Source organism: Nonlabens sp. MIC269 (genome assembly GCF_001430865.1).
Lineage (GTDB): Bacteria > Bacteroidota > Bacteroidia > Flavobacteriales > Flavobacteriaceae > Nonlabens > Nonlabens tegetincola.
Genome location: NZ_CP011373.1, coordinates 2,279,867 through 2,296,353 on the forward strand (window position 1 = coordinate 2,279,867; position 16,487 = coordinate 2,296,353).

At 36.1% G+C, this 16,487-nt stretch carries 16 protein-coding genes; 12 read left to right on the forward strand and 4 right to left on the reverse strand.

Features of this window, described 5'->3' with window-relative positions:
- Positions 1 to 8 precede the first annotated feature (8 nt).
- Positions 9 to 1,400, reverse strand: a complete 1,392-nt coding sequence (lpdA, locus tag AAT17_RS10305; RefSeq protein WP_042277586.1) for a dihydrolipoyl dehydrogenase — start codon at positions 1,398 to 1,400, stop codon at positions 9 to 11.
- 75 nt (positions 1,401 to 1,475) lie between these two features.
- Here lpdA and AAT17_RS10310 point away from each other — a divergent pair, with 75 nt between their 5' ends.
- Positions 1,476 to 2,519, forward strand: a complete 1,044-nt coding sequence (locus AAT17_RS10310) for a quinone-dependent dihydroorotate dehydrogenase (protein WP_060524097.1) — start codon at positions 1,476 to 1,478, stop codon at positions 2,517 to 2,519.
- On the forward strand, positions 2,519 to 3,136 hold the full coding sequence (locus AAT17_RS10315) for a LysE family translocator (RefSeq protein WP_060524098.1): 618 nt from the start codon (positions 2,519 to 2,521) through the stop codon (positions 3,134 to 3,136). The genes AAT17_RS10310 and AAT17_RS10315 overlap by 1 nt, the downstream gene beginning before the upstream one ends.
- 41 nt (positions 3,137 to 3,177) lie before the next feature.
- Here AAT17_RS10315 and AAT17_RS10320 read toward each other — a convergent pair whose 3' ends face one another.
- Positions 3,178 to 4,332 carry an NAD(P)/FAD-dependent oxidoreductase gene (locus AAT17_RS10320; protein WP_060524099.1) on the reverse strand — a complete coding sequence of 385 codons (1,155 nt, stop codon included), beginning with the start codon at positions 4,330 to 4,332 and terminating at the stop codon, positions 3,178 to 3,180.
- 119 nt (positions 4,333 to 4,451) lie between these two features.
- Here AAT17_RS10320 and AAT17_RS10325 point away from each other — a divergent pair, with 119 nt between their 5' ends.
- Both AAT17_RS10325 and AAT17_RS10330 read left to right on the forward strand, forming a co-directional pair.
- Positions 4,452 to 5,315, forward strand: coding sequence for a hydroxymethylglutaryl-CoA lyase (locus tag AAT17_RS10325; RefSeq protein WP_060524101.1), 864 nt, complete (start codon positions 4,452 to 4,454; stop codon positions 5,313 to 5,315).
- A gap of 100 nt (positions 5,316 to 5,415) precedes the next feature.
- Entirely contained in the window at positions 5,416 to 6,942 is a 1,527-nt protein-coding gene (locus tag AAT17_RS10330; protein ID WP_060524103.1) for a GH3 auxin-responsive promoter family protein, read from the forward strand.
- On the opposite strand, the gene AAT17_RS10335 is transcribed toward AAT17_RS10330, so the two are convergent.
- A complete protein-coding gene (locus tag AAT17_RS10335; protein ID WP_060524105.1) occupies positions 6,935 to 7,525 on the reverse strand; it encodes a hypothetical protein in 591 nt (196 codons plus the stop codon). The genes AAT17_RS10330 and AAT17_RS10335 overlap by 8 nt on opposite strands.
- A gap of 150 nt (positions 7,526 to 7,675) precedes the next feature.
- On the opposite strand from AAT17_RS10335, the gene AAT17_RS10340 reads away from it, so the two are divergent.
- The 5 genes from AAT17_RS10340 to paaD all read left to right on the forward strand — a co-directional run bounded on the left by AAT17_RS10340 (position 7,676) and on the right by paaD (position 11,938).
- Positions 7,676 to 8,752, forward strand: a complete 1,077-nt coding sequence (locus tag AAT17_RS10340) for a 2Fe-2S iron-sulfur cluster-binding protein (RefSeq protein ID WP_060524108.1) — start codon at positions 7,676 to 7,678, stop codon at positions 8,750 to 8,752.
- Between the two features lie 102 nt (positions 8,753 to 8,854).
- Positions 8,855 to 9,811, forward strand: coding sequence for a 1,2-phenylacetyl-CoA epoxidase subunit PaaA (gene paaA, locus AAT17_RS10345; protein WP_060524110.1), 957 nt, complete (start codon positions 8,855 to 8,857; stop codon positions 9,809 to 9,811).
- Between the two features lie 18 nt (positions 9,812 to 9,829).
- Positions 9,830 to 10,114: a 1,2-phenylacetyl-CoA epoxidase subunit PaaB gene (gene paaB / locus AAT17_RS10350; protein WP_042277605.1), complete on the forward strand. Its 285-nt coding sequence runs from the start codon at positions 9,830 to 9,832 to the stop codon at positions 10,112 to 10,114.
- A 243-nt stretch (positions 10,115 to 10,357) separates the two neighbouring features.
- The gene (gene paaC, locus AAT17_RS10355; RefSeq protein WP_060524112.1) at positions 10,358 to 11,158 is read left to right on the forward strand and encodes a 1,2-phenylacetyl-CoA epoxidase subunit PaaC; all 801 of its coding nucleotides are present in this window, start codon (positions 10,358 to 10,360) and stop codon (positions 11,156 to 11,158) included.
- A gap of 243 nt (positions 11,159 to 11,401) precedes the next feature.
- Positions 11,402 to 11,938 carry a 1,2-phenylacetyl-CoA epoxidase subunit PaaD gene (gene paaD / locus AAT17_RS10360; RefSeq protein WP_082586945.1) on the forward strand — a complete coding sequence of 179 codons (537 nt, stop codon included), beginning with the start codon at positions 11,402 to 11,404 and terminating at the stop codon, positions 11,936 to 11,938.
- Between the two features lie 8 nt (positions 11,939 to 11,946).
- Here the strand turns inward: paaD and AAT17_RS10365 are convergent, their stop codons facing one another.
- Complete coding sequence (locus AAT17_RS10365; RefSeq protein ID WP_060524114.1) at positions 11,947 to 14,085, reverse strand: T9SS type A sorting domain-containing protein; 2,139 nt, start codon at positions 14,083 to 14,085, stop codon at positions 11,947 to 11,949.
- A gap of 177 nt (positions 14,086 to 14,262) precedes the next feature.
- On the opposite strand from AAT17_RS10365, the gene AAT17_RS10370 reads away from it, so the two are divergent.
- The 3 genes from AAT17_RS10370 (at position 14,263) to AAT17_RS10380 (ending at position 16,402) form a co-directional block, all read left to right on the forward strand.
- Positions 14,263 to 15,042, forward strand: a complete 780-nt coding sequence (locus tag AAT17_RS10370) for an enoyl-CoA hydratase-related protein (RefSeq protein WP_060524117.1) — start codon at positions 14,263 to 14,265, stop codon at positions 15,040 to 15,042.
- Positions 15,043 to 15,170: 128 nt separating this feature from the next.
- Complete coding sequence (locus tag AAT17_RS10375) at positions 15,171 to 15,824, forward strand: DUF4331 family protein (protein WP_060524119.1); 654 nt, start codon at positions 15,171 to 15,173, stop codon at positions 15,822 to 15,824.
- A gap of 17 nt (positions 15,825 to 15,841) precedes the next feature.
- Complete coding sequence (locus AAT17_RS10380) at positions 15,842 to 16,402, forward strand: DUF4331 family protein (RefSeq protein ID WP_060524122.1); 561 nt, start codon at positions 15,842 to 15,844, stop codon at positions 16,400 to 16,402.
- The last annotated feature ends 85 nt before the right edge of the window (positions 16,403 to 16,487 follow it).

The window sequence follows — 16,487 nt, forward strand, 5'->3', positions numbered from 1 at the left end:
ATAAGGTCTTATAGGTGAATTACTTCATCATAAGCATCTGCTACAGCTTCCATAACAGCTTCACTCATAGTTGGGTGTGGATGAACTGCCTTTAAAATTTCATGACCAGTAGTTTCTAATTTACGTGCAACAACAGCCTCTGCAATCATATCAGTAACTCCAGCGCCTATCATGTGACAACCTAACCACTCTCCATACTTAGCATCAAATATTACTTTTACAAAACCATCGCTTGCGCCACTAGCTTTTGCTTTACCACTTGCGCTAAAAGGAAATTTACCTACCTTAAGCTCATAACCAGCTTCTTTAGCTTGTGCTTCAGTCATACCTACACTGGCAATTTCTGGAGTAGAATAGGTACAACCAGGTATGTTACCGTAATCTAATGGTTCCACATGCATACCAGCAATTTTTTCAACACATAAGATTCCTTCTGCACTAGCAACGTGTGCAAGTGCTGGTCCAGCGGTAATGTCACCTATTGCATAGTATCCAGGAATATTAGTCTGGTAGTATTTGTTAACTAGCACCTTACCACGATCAGTAGAAATACCAACCTCTTCTAATCCTATATTTTTAAGGTTAGTTTCGATTCCTACGGCACTCAATACGATATCTGCTTCTAGAACCTCTTCACCTTTTTTAGTTTTAACGGTAGCTTTTACACCATCTCCACTAGTATCTACTTTTGTTACTTCGCTTGAAGTCATTACTTTAATTCCAGACTTCTTAAAGCTGCGTTCCATTTGTTTAGATACATCTACATCTTCTACAGGAACAATACGATCTAGGTATTCTACAATGGTAACCTCGGTTCCCATTGCGTTATAGAAATAAGCAAATTCAACACCTATAGCACCAGATCCTACTACGATTAACTTTTTAGGCTGTTCCTTTAAAGTCATAGCCTCACGGTATCCTATCACTTTTTTACCATCTTGTGGAAGCGATGGAAGAACTCTAGACTTAGCTCCAGTAGCTACAATCACGTGATTTCCTTCTATGGTTTGGGTAGAACCATCCTCGGCTTTTACCTCAACTTTTTTACCTTTTTTAAGTGTTCCATAACCCATGATGACATCGATTTTATTCTTTTTCATCAAGAATTGAACACCTTTACTCATGCCATTTGCAACATCGCGAGAGCGGTTTACAACGGCATCAAAATCTTTATCTACATTATCTGCTTTAAGACCATAATCTTCAGCATGTTTTAGGTAGTTAAAAACATCGGCACTTTTAATAAGTGCTTTAGTAGGAATACAACCCCAGTTTAAACAAACTCCACCTAGAGATTCTTTCTCTACTATGGCAGTTTTCATACCTAGTTGTGAAGCACGTATAGCTGTTACATATCCGCCTGGTCCACTTCCCAAAACGATTACATCATATTTACTCATGTCGATCTTTTTTTTAGAGTCACAAAAATATGCAATAAAGCAATACAGATTGTAAATTTGCCCAACCTTATTCCTATGTATAAAACTATAATACGACCACTGCTTTTTAACTTTGATCCAGAGGCAGTACATCATTTTTCATTCAAAAGTGTTAAGTTATTAAACAAGTTGCCTGGATTTAGTTCGCTTTCGCGAAAGCGCTACCACAACAATCCAAAGTCTTTAGAAAGAGAATTATTTGGAATCAAATTTCCAAATCCTGTTGGAATGGCTGCTGGATTTGACAAAGATGCCAAGGCTTTTAAAGAATTTTCAAACCTAGGATTTGGGTTTATTGAAATAGGGACACTTACTCCTAAACCACAAGACGGAAATCCCAAACAACGACTTTTTAGGCTTAAGGATGATGCTGCAATTATTAATAGAATGGGCTTTAATAATGGTGGTGTTGATGCTGCAGTTGAACGATTGAAAAAAAATCCAAGACCTGGTGAAAAAGGGCATGTGATTATCGGTGGGAATATTGGAAAAAACAAGATCACTCCTAATGAGGAAGCTGTCAATGATTACATCATTTGCTTTGAAAAACTATTTGAGTATGTAGATTATTTTACTGTAAACGTGAGTTCACCAAATACGCCAGGTTTACGTGAATTACAAGATCGCAAACCGTTAACTCGTATTTTACAGACTTTACAGGATATTAATAATAAGAAGCCGATACGTAAACCCATATTATTGAAAATAGCCCCAGATCTTACTGATGATCAATTGATGGATATCATAGGGATTGTAGAAGATACAAGGATTGATGGTGTGATTGCTACTAATACAACTATAGAGAGAAACAAATTAAAATCTGCAGAGAGCTTGCAAAATGAAGTCGGTGGATTAAGTGGTGCGCCGCTTACTAATCGCGCAACTCAAGTCATAAGTTTTTTACATTCAAAGAGTAATGGTGCTTTTCCCATCATAGGAGTAGGTGGTATTATGAGTGAAAAAGATGCTCTAGATAAACTTAATGCTGGGGCAAGTCTCGTACAGTTGTATACCGGATTTATTTATGAAGGGCCTGGATTAATAAAAAGGATTAATAAGGCAATTATTGATCAAGGTTAATGATAGAATCTTTAGTTTCTTTTGCGCTTGCCACACTACTACTTGCATTAAGTCCTGGGCCAGATAACATTTTTGTACTTACACAAAGTGTTGCTCGTGGTAGTAAAATAGGAATTGCCATTGCAACTGGATTAATAACAGGTTGTATTGCTCACACTTCTTTAGTAGCTTTTGGGTTTGCGATTGTAATAAGGGATAATGAGTGGTTATTGCTAGGAATAAAAATAGCCGGTGCCATTTACTTGCTTTATCTTGCTTTTCAAGTATTCAAATCTGACCCATCTATCTCATTGAAAGATTCTCAAACTTCTCAAGGTAATTGGTGGGACATGTTCAAAATAGGAGTAACTATGAATATTTTGAATCCCAAGGTAAGTTTGTTTTTTCTTGCTTTGCTACCACAGTTTGTAGTTCCAAATGACACTCCTGAATGGATTCAAATTTATATTTTGGGAATAATTTTTATGTTAGTTTCCTTAGTTGTTTTTTACAGTATTGCATTATTAGCAGGTCGGGCAGCTATGTTTATAAAAAACTCCAACTGGTTTCCTTTTTTTATGAAATGGTTGCAAATAGTGGTGTTTGTAGGGATTGCTGTTTTAATACTAATACCTTAAGTTTTAGTTGTTACATTTTTACAAATAAAAAAAACTAAACATTAGAAACTGACCATGGACAATGCTTTTTCTTTCAGTCTTTTCGTTACATTTTCTGGGTAAGTCTTAGTTCCAGCAAAAATACCTGCAACATAATCTGCAAATTCTTGACCATATTTATTAAGAACAACATTCCTCAGTTTAGGATGAGAGTAGAACCATTTGGCCAATTGTTGAGCGGTTTTTATTTGAGGTAGTAAATCGTCATTCAAAAGCTCCAAATAACGTTCACCAGCAATTGTGATGTTGTTAGCGTTTTCAATGATGGATTGTGCAGCTAGATTACCACTTCTTATGGCATTTGAAATACCTTCGGCTGTTAATGGATCGGCAAAACCTGCCGCATCACCTGTGAGAAATACGTTGTTTTTTACAAAACCATCTGTTCTTGGTGTTACAGGAACATTAAACCCATGCTTATCGATATGAGTTACTTCATTGATTCCTATGCGCTTCATGTAGTCCATACACAAGCTTTTTAAATCTGTTTTCTTTTTATCAACACCAAAGGCGCCTACACCTACTGATAAATGATCTTTTTTTGGAAAGCTCCATCCATAACCACTTTTAATGGCATCAATATCGAATCGAACGATGTCTTTGTGCTTTTTAAACTCTGCATCAGTTACGTAAACCTCGTATTCTAATGCAGGAGCAAGATGTCTAGTCTCATTTTTCCAGCCAGACATCCTTGCAGTAGGACTGTAAACACCATCGGCCGCTATAATTGCTTCAACATTCCAGCTTCCTTTATCCGTAACAACTTGAATCACTTGGTTATCATGATTGATCGCTGTCAATTTTGTCTGATCTTGTAATTGTACGCCAGCTTCCTGAGCCTTTTTAGTAATTAAATGATCAAATGAATCTCTCATTATCATGGTTACCATAGGTTCTGTAGAGCTAGTTTTTATGGATTTACCATTCTTTAAGTAAATATCAATAGTGTCAAACTGCCTTTCAATAACCGATGAAATATCAAACGACATGGAGTTTAATCCTCTATACACCAGTCCGCCACCACAAACTTTGTAACGAGGTAGTTTTTGTTTTTCAATGAGAATGCATGAAACACCAGCTATTCCTAATTTATAAGCTGCACTTGCACCTGCTGGTCCTGCACCTATTACTGCTACTTGAAAGTCTACTGAACTCATAAGCTGAGAATTGATTGATTAGAAGTTTAAAATTCAAGTTTAAAAATAGATAATTAATCAAAAATCATTTACGCAATCGATTTCATAAAGCTGATCGAGCATCGTATCTTTACCGGTCGATGGAAAAGGTGAAACTTATTGAATGTCCTAGAGACGCCATGCAGGGAATAAAACCTTTTATTCCTACTGATAAAAAAATACAGTACATTCAATCACTGCTGCGTTGTGGCTTTGATACGATTGACTTTGGAAGCTTTGTTTCCCCAAGAGCAATTCCTCAAATGGTTGATACGGCTCAAGTTTTAGCAGGATTAGACTTATCTAAAACAGAAAGCAAATTACTCGCTATCGTTGCAAACGTAAGAGGAGCTCAAGATGCTTGTCAACATCCTGAAATTGATTATTTAGGATTTCCTTTTTCAATTTCTGAGAATTTTCAAATGCGTAATACGCATAAGACAATAGAGCAATCTGTCGAAACTCTCAAGGAAATTCTAAACATTGCTCATACTTCGGGAAAACAAGTTGTAGTTTATATTTCAATGGGATTTGGTAACCCTTATGGTGATCCATGGAATGTAGACATAGTAGGTGACTGGGCAGAGAAATTAGCAACAATGGGAGTTCAAATCCTTTCATTGTCCGACACCGTAGGTACCAGCGATCCATCCACTATAGATTATCTATTCTCAAATTTGATACCTATGTATCCGCATGTGGAGTTTGGTGCACATTTACATACTACTCCTACCACATGGCATGAAAAAGTCGATGCTGCCTTTCAAGCAGGATGTCGCAGGTTTGATGGTGCTATTCAAGGATTTGGTGGCTGTCCTATGGCCAAAGATGATCTTACAGGAAACATGCCTACAGAAAAAATGGTGAGTTACTTTAATAACGTAAAGGCGCACTCAAATGTAAACGCAATGTCATTTGAAAGTAGCTATAATGAGGCAACTAAGTTATTTTCCGTATTTCATTAAAGAGTTAAAGATACCTTTTACATTTTATAAGCATAGTTAAACACTATCTTAACGAGATGCTGGTTGTACGGGTCTTACCTTTACAATAAACCTTGTTTATATGGCATTCTTAGGTCCTTTGATTAAGACAGCACTCAGTATTCATGAAAATTTGACCTCGGTTACAGACCATGTAAAATCACAGGAAAAGGTCCTGCGTAACATGCTTATCACAGCTCAGGATACTTCGTTTGGTATTTACTATGATTTTGATTCCATTTTAGAAAGTGATGATATTAGGCACGCTTTCGCGAAAGCGATACCTTTCTACGACTATGTTAAAATGAACGATCGATGGTGGCAACAAATGAAACTAGGGAAACCCGATATTACATGGCCAGGTGTACCTAGTTTTTTAGCTAGATCAAGCGGTACAACCGGTAAAAAGTCAAAGATGATACCTGTAACTGATGAAATGATAACAGCCATTAAGGATGCTGGAACCTCACAGGTAAGCGCATTAAGTAATTTTAATTTAGATCCTTCAATTTTTGAAAAAGAGGTTCTCGCATTGGGAAGTTCTACTGATCTTGATCATAAAAATGGGTTTGCTATAGGCGAGATCAGTGGAATATCGGCTAGTCAAATTCCAGAATTTTTGAGTTCCTTTTACAAGCCAGGAAAGGAAATTGCAAGTATAGATGATTGGGATGAACGGGTGCATCAAATTGCAATTCAATCTGAAAATTGGGATATTGGAATGTTAAGCGGTATACCATCCTGGATTGAAATAATGCTTAAAAGAGTGATGGAATATCACAAGGTTGATTCTATCCATGATGTGTGGCCTAACTTGTCTGTATATACCTCTGGTGGAGTTGCCTTTGAGCCGTATCGCAGCAGTTTTGAAAAACTGTTTTCTAAACCTGTTCAAATTGTAGATACTTATCTAGCTAGTGAAGGTTTTATAGCGAGTCAACAAAGACCAGAAACTGACGCGATGCAACTTGTTACTGATGGTGGCATTTATTTTGAATTTGTTCCTTTTAAACCTGAATACATAAATCCAGATGGGAGTATTGTTGAAGATGCTCCAGTTTTGCATTTAGGCGCAATAGAGGAAAATGTGGATTATGCATTAATAATTTCAACGGTATCTGGTGCCTGGCGTTATTTAATAGGTGATACGATTAAATTTACTGATGTTGATCGCGCTGAAATTAAAATCACAGGAAGGACAAAGTTCTTTCTAAATGTAGTAGGTAGTCAATTATCCGTACTTAAAATGGAAACAGCGATAACAGATCTGCAAAACAAATTTGATACAGCAATCAAGGAGTTTACGGTTTGTGCCAAAAAAATTAAAGGCGAGTTTTATCACGTTTGGACGTTAGGAACAACCACTGAGGTAAGTGAGGAAGAGCTAGCATCACATCTTGATGATTTACTTCAAAAAGCAAATAAAAATTATAAAGTTGCAAGGTCAAAAGCCTTAAAGGGTGTGATTGTTAATAAAGTTGCACCAGAGATATTTTCAAAATGGAATGATTACAACAAGAAGAAAGGTGGTCAGGTAAAAATGGAAAAAGTTATGAAAGAAGAAACTTTTAAGGAATGGGAGCAATTTTGTAAATCGACCATTACTTAGGCGTAAGCTCTTCTCTAGTAGGTTTTTCACCAGTATCACCATATCTATTAATCAATTCTAAAATTTCCTCGGGAGATAAATAAAATTTACGCATGTGATTTTTATAAGTCTCTGATAAACTAGTGTGGTTTAAAATAAAATTCTTGGTTTTGATTATATGTTCTCCCATGCCATGTCTTACAGCATATTCATCGGCAGTGCGTTCTACTTCTTGAATGTGTGCGGATGAATACAAATATTTAATCCCAAAAATTAACATTCCTAAACTGCTCCTTTTACGATAATCCATCACATGACCTAATTCATGACCTAACCATCCTACAAGTACATCATAAGGAATTTCATTCACAGTGAAAATTTCGTTTTCTACTCTAAACTCCTTACTTATTAGGATAATATAACTACGATGTTTTCTTCTTTTTAAAAAGCTTATCCATTTGGGTTGAGCTTGCATAAAATTTTTACGCACCATATTATTAAACTTAAATTCAATAGGTGTGTGATAAAGTTCAGGAAAATAACTAACAGCTTCATTTACTGCATCAATAATACTAGCTGGGGCCTTTATTTTAGAATATGACATATTTTCTAAATTAGTATTTAGTAGAAAAAGTGACGTGAAAATCAGGTTAAAATAATTGATTTCAATACAGAACAAGTCTAATTAAAACAGCATATTTGCATCACAAACTAACAAGTGTTAGTTTTGTTTTAAATCAACGACTTATTCAACGTGAATACATTTCATAACATAACATTATCTGAGGTCTATAAAGAAACTGATGATACGACGGTACTTGCTTTTGACGTACCCGAAGAACTTAAAAAAGAGTTTAATTATCGTCAGGGACAGTTTTTGACATTGCGAGCAACAATCGATGGCGAGGATGTAAGACGCAGTTACTCTTTATGCAGTAGTCCTCTTGATGATGAGTGGAAGGTAGCCGTGAAAGAAATTTATGAAGGTAAATTTTCAACTTTTGTAAATCGAAAGCTTAAAGCTGGTGACTCAATACAAGTAGCAGCGCCTAGCGGTGATTTTGGTATTGAATGTTACAGTGAGGCAGAAAGTAAGAATTATGTCGCTTTTGCTGCTGGTTCGGGTATTACACCTATGCTTAGTATAATTAAAACGCATTTGAAAAAAGAACCACTCGCTAAGTTCAAATTGTTTTACTTGAATAGAACTGCGAGCTCAATCATTTTTAAGGAAGAAATAGAAGCTCTAAAAAATCAATATTTGAGCAGGTTTGAAGTGTTTTATTTTTTGAGTAGAGAGCACCGCGATATACCTTTATTTAACGGCCGCTTTGATAAGGAAAAGATGCAAACTCTTACTCAAACTTTGATTAATGCGCCGCACACTGATCATGCTTTTATTTGTGGACCTGAAGAGATGATTTTTCTAATTCGCGATGAATTAGTTGCTGCTGGGATGAAGGCTGAAAATGTTCATTTCGAATTGTTTGTGAGTGGTTTAAGTGAAGAAGATAAAGCAAGAGCTGCAGCTGCCCTTGAACAAAAAGTGGATGGTGTTGAGGTCACAATTATTGATGGAAGCAAAGAATTTCATTTTGTTTTAGGTGATGATCATGATAATGTTTTAGACGGAGCGATTGCAGCAGGAGCCGATCTTCCCTATGCTTGTAAAGGTGGCGTGTGTAGTACGTGTAAGTGTAAGGTTAAAGAAGGTAGTGTTGCTATGAAAGTTAATTATGCTCTTACTGAAGAAGAGGTCGCCAAAGGTTTGGTGCTTAGTTGCGTAAGTGTTCCGACTAGTAAAAAATTAGTAGTTGATTATGATGTTTAATTTAATAAGTACCTATCTTTAATAGGAACTATTGATAAAACATTTAAGTTTAATTCACATTACAGTACTTAATAAGTATTGAAGTGATAATATCGAGAAATTATGAGTGAAGCAGAAATTAAAAGTTTAGAAGCACAGTTTGAGGCTAAAATCGCAAATGATGAAAAAATTGAGCCGAAAGACTGGATGCCAGAGAAGTATCGTAAAACTCACATTCGTCAGATTTCACAACATGCCCATTCTGAAATCGTAGGTATGTTACCCGAGGGAAATTGGATCACAAGAGCACCTTCACTCAGACGCAAGGCTGCGTTATTAGCCAAAGTTCAGGACGAGGCAGGTCATGGGTTGTATCTATATAGCGCTTGTGAAACCTTAGGAATTTCGAGAGAAGAATTATACAATCAATTACATACAGGAGCAGCCAAATACAGTTCTATTTTTAATTATCCTACTTTAACTTGGGCTGACATGGGAGCTATAGGTTGGTTAGTAGATGGTGCTGCTATCATCAATCAAGTGCCATTGTGTAGTACGTCTTACGGACCATATGCAAGAGCTATGGTGCGTGTTTGTAAGGAAGAAAGCTTTCACCAAAGACAAGGTTATGAAATTATGCTTTCCCTTTGTAACGGTACAGAAGAGCAAAAACAAATGGCTCAAGATGCATTAAATAGATGGTGGTGGCCATCCTTAATGATGCTTGGACCAGAAGATAAAGACAGTGTGCACACTGAGCAATCAATGAAATGGAAGCTTAAACGCAAAACTAATGATGAGCTTAGACAACAGTTCATTGACCAAACTGTTCCACAAGCCGATATTCTAGGACTTACTATACCAGATCCTGAATTAAAATGGAATGAAGAAAAAGGAGGTTATGATTTTGGTCCAATAGATTGGGATGAGTTTTGGCAAGTAGTAAAGGGTCATGGACCAATGAACAAAAAAAGACTGGATGATCGCAGAAATGCTTGGGAAAAAGGAAAATGGGTGAGAGATGCTGCGATGGCATACGCTCAGAAACAAAACGAGCGTAAAAATAAGCAAGCTATCTAATCAAGAACTTAATATATTATGAGTAAAGAAATTCCATTATGGGAAGTATTCATTAGATCTAAAAATGGTCTAGAACACAGGCACTGTGGTAGTTTACATGCCGAGGATGCAGAAATGGCACTCAATAATGCTCGAGATGTGTATACACGTAGAAATGAAGGTGTGAGTATTTGGGTGGTAGAAAGTAAACATATCACTGCAAGCAATCCACAAGATAGTGGAGAGTTATTTGAGCCTGCTGCCGATAAGGTGTATAGGCATCCTACTTTTTATGAGTTGCCAGACGAGTTGAAACATATGTAATATGCTAATACTATAAGAGATGTTTGGGGAAAATTGGACATATTAGTTCAGAAAGGAAATGGAAATAAGAATGTTAATTTTCACTTCATCTTAAATGAGAATTACGATTAGATATTCTTATAGTTATTAAAATATATAACTCTTTTGATAAGGCATCTTTTAAATTAGTAATGACGCCATTAATTGAGATTAAGATAAAATAAGTCTATACCTAAAACTAGACTTTAATTACAACTAGCGAAAATGAAACCGATAAGAGAATTAAACCCACAATTCCTAGAGTCCAAGGAAAATAAACAACACCTGATCGACTATCTTTTAGGTGTTGCCGATAATTATTTAATCTTAGCTCAACGACTAGGTGAATTATGTGGTCATGGACCTAATCTAGAACCTGATATCGCTATTACAAACATTTCGCTCGATCTTTTAGGTCAAGTTCGCAGTTTTTATCAGTATATATCTCAATTAAAAGGTGACGGAAGTACCGAGGACGATATTGCCTTTTTAAGAAAAGAGCGTGAGTATAGAAGTGTATTACTGGTACAACAACCCAATACAGATTTTGCCTATGTAATTGCAAGACAGTTTTTCTTTGACGTTTACAATAAAATGTTTTTGAATGCCTTGCAACAAAGCGCCGATGAAACACTGAGAGCACTTGCATTTAAAGGTATTAAAGAGGCGAGTTATCACGAACGTTTCTCAGGAGATTGGTTAAAGAGATTAGGTGATGGAACAGAGGAAAGTCATGATAAAGCTCAAAAAGCGGTTAATGATCTTTGGGTGTTTACAGATGAACTTTTTCAAGTAAATGAATCTGATTCAGCGATGATTGATGCTGGTGTAGCTCCAGATATGCTACAATTAAGAGAGTACTATTATGAAAAAGTAGAAAACTTGCTGACAGAGGCAACTCTGGAAGTTCCAGAAGTACCTTACTTTCAAAAAGGAGGGAAAAACGGACTTCACAGTGAGTACATGGGATACATCCTTGCAGAAATGCAATATATGCAGCGTACCTACCCGAATAGCAAATGGTAGTATTGATTGAATCCTCTACAGTGAGTTATGGTGGCGGTTAAAAACTTTTTTGATAGCACTGTCGTTTTAAATGACTTGCAGTGAGACTTTTAAAATAAAGAACATCTAAAGATTTAATTGTTTTACTAGTACTTTAATCTACTGGAGCATTCAAACTTTGAGTTTAACCCAATTTAATTTGAAGCAAAGATTATTTTCATTGTATTGGCTAACTAAAGAAATAAAATATTTACAGACATAGAGATGAGTAGTGATTCTAAAACAAATTCTTATGAATTAAATTCTGAACAATTTTTGGACTTACCCAAAGATGTTTTAGATATTTTAGAGTCTGTTTCTGATCCAGAGATTCCAGTCTTGAGTGTTATTGATTTAGGTGTAATCAGAAGTGTGCAATTGGATGAAGATCATGTAACCATTAAACTTACACCTACATATAGTGGATGTCCGGCAATGGATGTTATAGGAGACGATTTAGATCGCGCTTTCGCGAAAGCGGGCTACACAACCACCGTACAACTTATCATGTCACCGCCATGGACAACCGATTGGATTACAGAGCGTGGTCGTAAAGCTATGGAAGAATATGGTATAGCTGCTCCTTTAGAACCAACTGCCGATAAGGATGTTCTACTTAATAATAAAAAGTTGGTCAAATGTACTAACTGTGGTTCGACTAATACAAAACTAGTCAGTCAATTTGGTTCAACAGCTTGTAAAGCCATGTTTCAATGTGATGATTGTCTAGAGCCCTTTGACTATTTCAAGTGTTTGAAGTAAGAAGAGGTTTATTCTTTAATCAATTTAATAACGGCAGACCTACCGTTACCGACAACTTTCAAAAAAAAGATTCCTGGAGAAAGGTTATTTAGTTTTATGACACCTTCGTGGTACTCGCCACTATATAATCGTATGCCTGTTACCCCAAATAATTCAAATTTTCCATTTTCTAATTGTGAAATGTGTAATTCATTATGGTTATTTATAGGATTGGGATATACAGTAACATTTTCTTTAGAATCATTAATCGACGCTGAAGAATCAAATGTGCTGGTCCATTCTTCAGTAAAAACAGCGGGATTATAATCAAAGAAAATTCTTGCTTGGGCACTAATAACATCACCTACTGAAAAACCAGCACGAGGTTTAATACGGTATTTTACATAGCCTTGACTAGCTTGTTCATCTAGCGATTGTGGAACTAGTTGAATATTATCAAAATACCAGTCTAATTCGTTACCAGTTATAGTATAAGCATAATTATGACTACTAGAAAGCATTTCTAGTGTCGTTAAATCAAGCATAGCATCTAGCGAGGACAAAATTCGTACAAATTGGGCATTTGCAGTTCCTTCATTTTGAAACCGTATGGTGTATTCTAAAAAATCACTGGTCGAAAATAAATTTATAGGAATTGAAGGACCTCTTATTTCAGTAATATCGTTAGGATCATATGAAGCAATTACACTAACATCAATGTTTTGAGTGTTGTTACCCATGTCTATATCTATAGATGTAGGTAGTATAGTAGTATTATGAGTGAAAACATCTCCCATTTGTACTCCAGTGATTGGCGTGTCCATAACTACATCTATCTCTTTTTGAGAAAAATAAGGTATGGAGTAATTCATAATAAACCCAGAAGTTGTTGCCGTAGCAACTCCATTCACCAATAAGTCATTGCCATTTTGATCGAATACATTTAGAATACTTGCGTTTGGATCTGCGGTGAATTGTAAATTACCTGTGCTTATTCCAGGGCTGCGGTTGTCAATTGTAATCCTACATCTACTGGCAAATCCTGGATTTGGTGATGCCAGATTTGTTAGGTATACAGCAGTGTCTCTATTTGAACTAGAATTTTCTGTTAGGGCAAATGGAGCGTAAAATGTTTGATTGATCGTCGTGGTAATATCGTCGTAATCTGGTGTTGTTATAGTGTAAAAACTTGAATTATTAGTTAGTATTGCTTTGACATCGTTCAATTGGATCCCTGGATTACTATCAAAGCGTCTTACAATACCATCATTACCAGAGTTAATTATCAAAGCACTAGATGGATCATTATTTTTAATAAATTCAAAATCGACATATGGGACATTGACTTCGTTTGTGTCACGCATACCATTATTATTTTCATCTAAAAAAGCATTTGCCTCTATGGTACCGAAATCTGATGACACAAAACCGTGGCTCATATTAAAATTAAAGGCAAGAGTACCGTTAGGAATAAAGGGATTATCACCATCTGTAAGTTGATAGGTACGTGTGCCATTTGCAGGTAGTGTATTAACATCTATAATGGCACCGTAAGTGAAATTACCTGGACTATTATTCCGTAGAAAACTATTATCAAAATACCACCATCCAGTTTCATTTGTCATCAAAAAATCTGTATTACCAGCACTATCATATAAATTTATCCTTACCTGTGGTAAGAATGTATCTATTCCTGCATCGTATTGACCGTTCAAATTGTCGTCAATATAAATGACACCATAACTAGGTGATTCTAAAACAAAATAATCAGTTGGACCATCGTCAATACTGTTTCCTTGAAAATCTCTACCGTCAGAAAGTTCTGTAATTGTAGTAGTTCCATCGCTAGCGGTAAGAGTAGCTTGAGTGTTGCGCAATCCTATTCCTGCATAATTGTCTCCAGACAACGGTATACGACCTGTTATATATACCTGAATTCCAGGTGGCAAGGTAGATGGAGTGACCACTACATTCTGTAAAACTGCATCGGGATGATTGATGGTGACATTAGTATAGGTTGCTGTAGGAGATAAATTTGATATAAAGTAAGTAACATCTGCATATCCACCCATCGGCCCATTACTCACCACTAATTCAAAATCTATATCGCCTTGTTGGGAAAATCCTAAAGCACTCCATAGCACTATTATGACAGAGAAGTATTTCATGGCTGGTAGTTTGTTTGAAAATATAAAAGATTTTGAACTCTTCGATTAACTTAGAGTTAAATCTACATCGATTTTAAATCCGCTTTCGCGAAAGCGTACTAACCATTAACTTTACATAAATTAATAATCCTTTATTCATCAACCCAGGTATAGCCTAGGTAGAAATACATAAATCATATGTCAAACAGTATTTTGCTTCAAATTGAAAATAATATCGCCACTATAACTCTTAATAGACCCAAGGTTTTTAATTCTTTTAATAAAGAAATGGCCCATGCGATGCAAGATGCTTTGGATCGTTGTAAAGAAGATGATGTGCGTGCTGTAATGATTGTTGGAGAAGGTAAAGCTTTTTGTGCTGGTCAAGACATTCAAGAGATTACTGATCCAGAACTTAATCCTGGTTTTAAGGCTATACTAGACGACCATTACAATCCTATCGTGATCAAGATACGTGAACTACAAAAACCTGTTGTAGCTGCAGTAAATGGTGTTGCTGCTGGTGCTGGAGCAAACATCGCATTGTGTTGTGATGTGGTAATTGCAACAGAAAGTGCTGCGTTTATTCAAGCATTTAGTAAAATAGGGTTAATTCCAGATAGTGCTGGGACTTGGTTCTTACCACGATTAATTGGTTTTGGTAAGGCGAGTGCGATCGCTATGCTAGCCGATAAAATTACCGCAAACGAGGCTGAACAAATGGGTATGATTTATAAAGCGATAAAAGATGATGAGTTTTTAGCTTTCGCGAAAGCTAAAACAGAAAAACTAGCAAACCTACCTACCATTGCCCTGGCTAATACAAAAAAAGCATTCAACGCAAGTTATTCAAACAACGTTGAACAACAATTAGCCCTAGAAAGTAAACTTCAAATTGAAAGCGCACAAACCGAGGATTACAAAGAAGGTGTTGCAGCTTTTATGGAAAAACGCAGTCCAAAGTTCAAAGGGAATTAATATAAAAACGAACCTATTGGTCTGTAAAATAGCGCTTTAAGGTAGTTTAATAAAACTTTAACAAAACCACTTTTCATAAGCTGACGTAAATAGAATTGAGAGCCGATTAACTTTTAATTCTCACACTTATGAAAAAAAATAAATTTTACTTACTATTTGCCGCTATGGCAATCGTAGGGTTGGTCGTGATCGCAGCAGATCATATTGACGCGCCTGCAGTACAAGGTGGTACAAGTGATATCACCGATTTTTATGCCTTCCAAGGTGAAAACTCTAATAACATTGCATTTGTTGCAAATGTGCAAGGGTTGTTATCGCCAAATGCAACTGGAGCAGCATCTTTTGATGAAAACGTGCTAGTTGAATTCAACATTGATACCGATGATGATAATGTTGAAGATCTAGTAATACAAGCTATTCCAAAGGATGGGCAAATGTATGTTTTTGGTCCAGATGCTCCTATGGGAACTGGTCTTAACAGTAGTATTCTTACCAATTCAAATAATCAACTAGTAGTGGATATTACGCCGTATGGTCAAAATGCTATTGTTGAAAGTTCAAATGGAATGATGGCGTTTGCAGGTCCTAGAGATGATCCTTTTTTCATGGATTTTGCTCAATATGGCGAGATCATTGCCGGAAATGCTACAAGTTTTAATAATCCTGGTACTGACACCTTTGCTGGTACTAATGTAATGTCGATTGTAGTTGAGGTGCCTAAGTCTATGATAGGTGGATCAGGAACTATCAATACTTGGGTAGAGACTAAAAGAAAACAATAACCTTAAAACGAATTAATATGAAATCTAATATTTTTAAGATATCGATTCTAGTTGTCTCTTTAGCTTTTACAGCTGTTAGTTGTAGTGACGACGACGATATAAATACAACTCCACAAGGACCAGATTTTTCTGGAACATTTGTACAACAAGATCAAATGGGAAGACCGGCAGTTAATACTGTCTTTGTGTCTTCTGGAATGAAAGATAATTTTAATACTACAATTCCATCTAATCAAAATGCAATGTTTCAAACGATGTTTGAAAACAATCTTACTGGATTGAGTCCGGCCTTTGCAAATCCTGGTGATCAAAATGCTTTAGGACAAGATGCGGCTGCCTTTACAGGTTTACTTGCTACAGATGTCCTTAATGTATCACTAGATGGGACTACAACCTTTTTTGATGGGACTAATGTGTTAACGGGTCGTGCTTTAACTGATGATGTTATTACAGTAGAACTTTTATTGATTTTTGGAGGAGAAGATTTTTCTGAAAATCCTGGTTTATCAAATGACAATGTTGATGCTAATGATAAACAATTTGATAGTTCTTTCCCTTACCTAGCTTCACCTTGGTAGGTGAGTAGCTAGTTGATATCTATTCCCCATTTACTTAGAGGCGAGTTTTTTAAAGGTTCTCTTAATGAAAAGCTCGTCTCTTAAT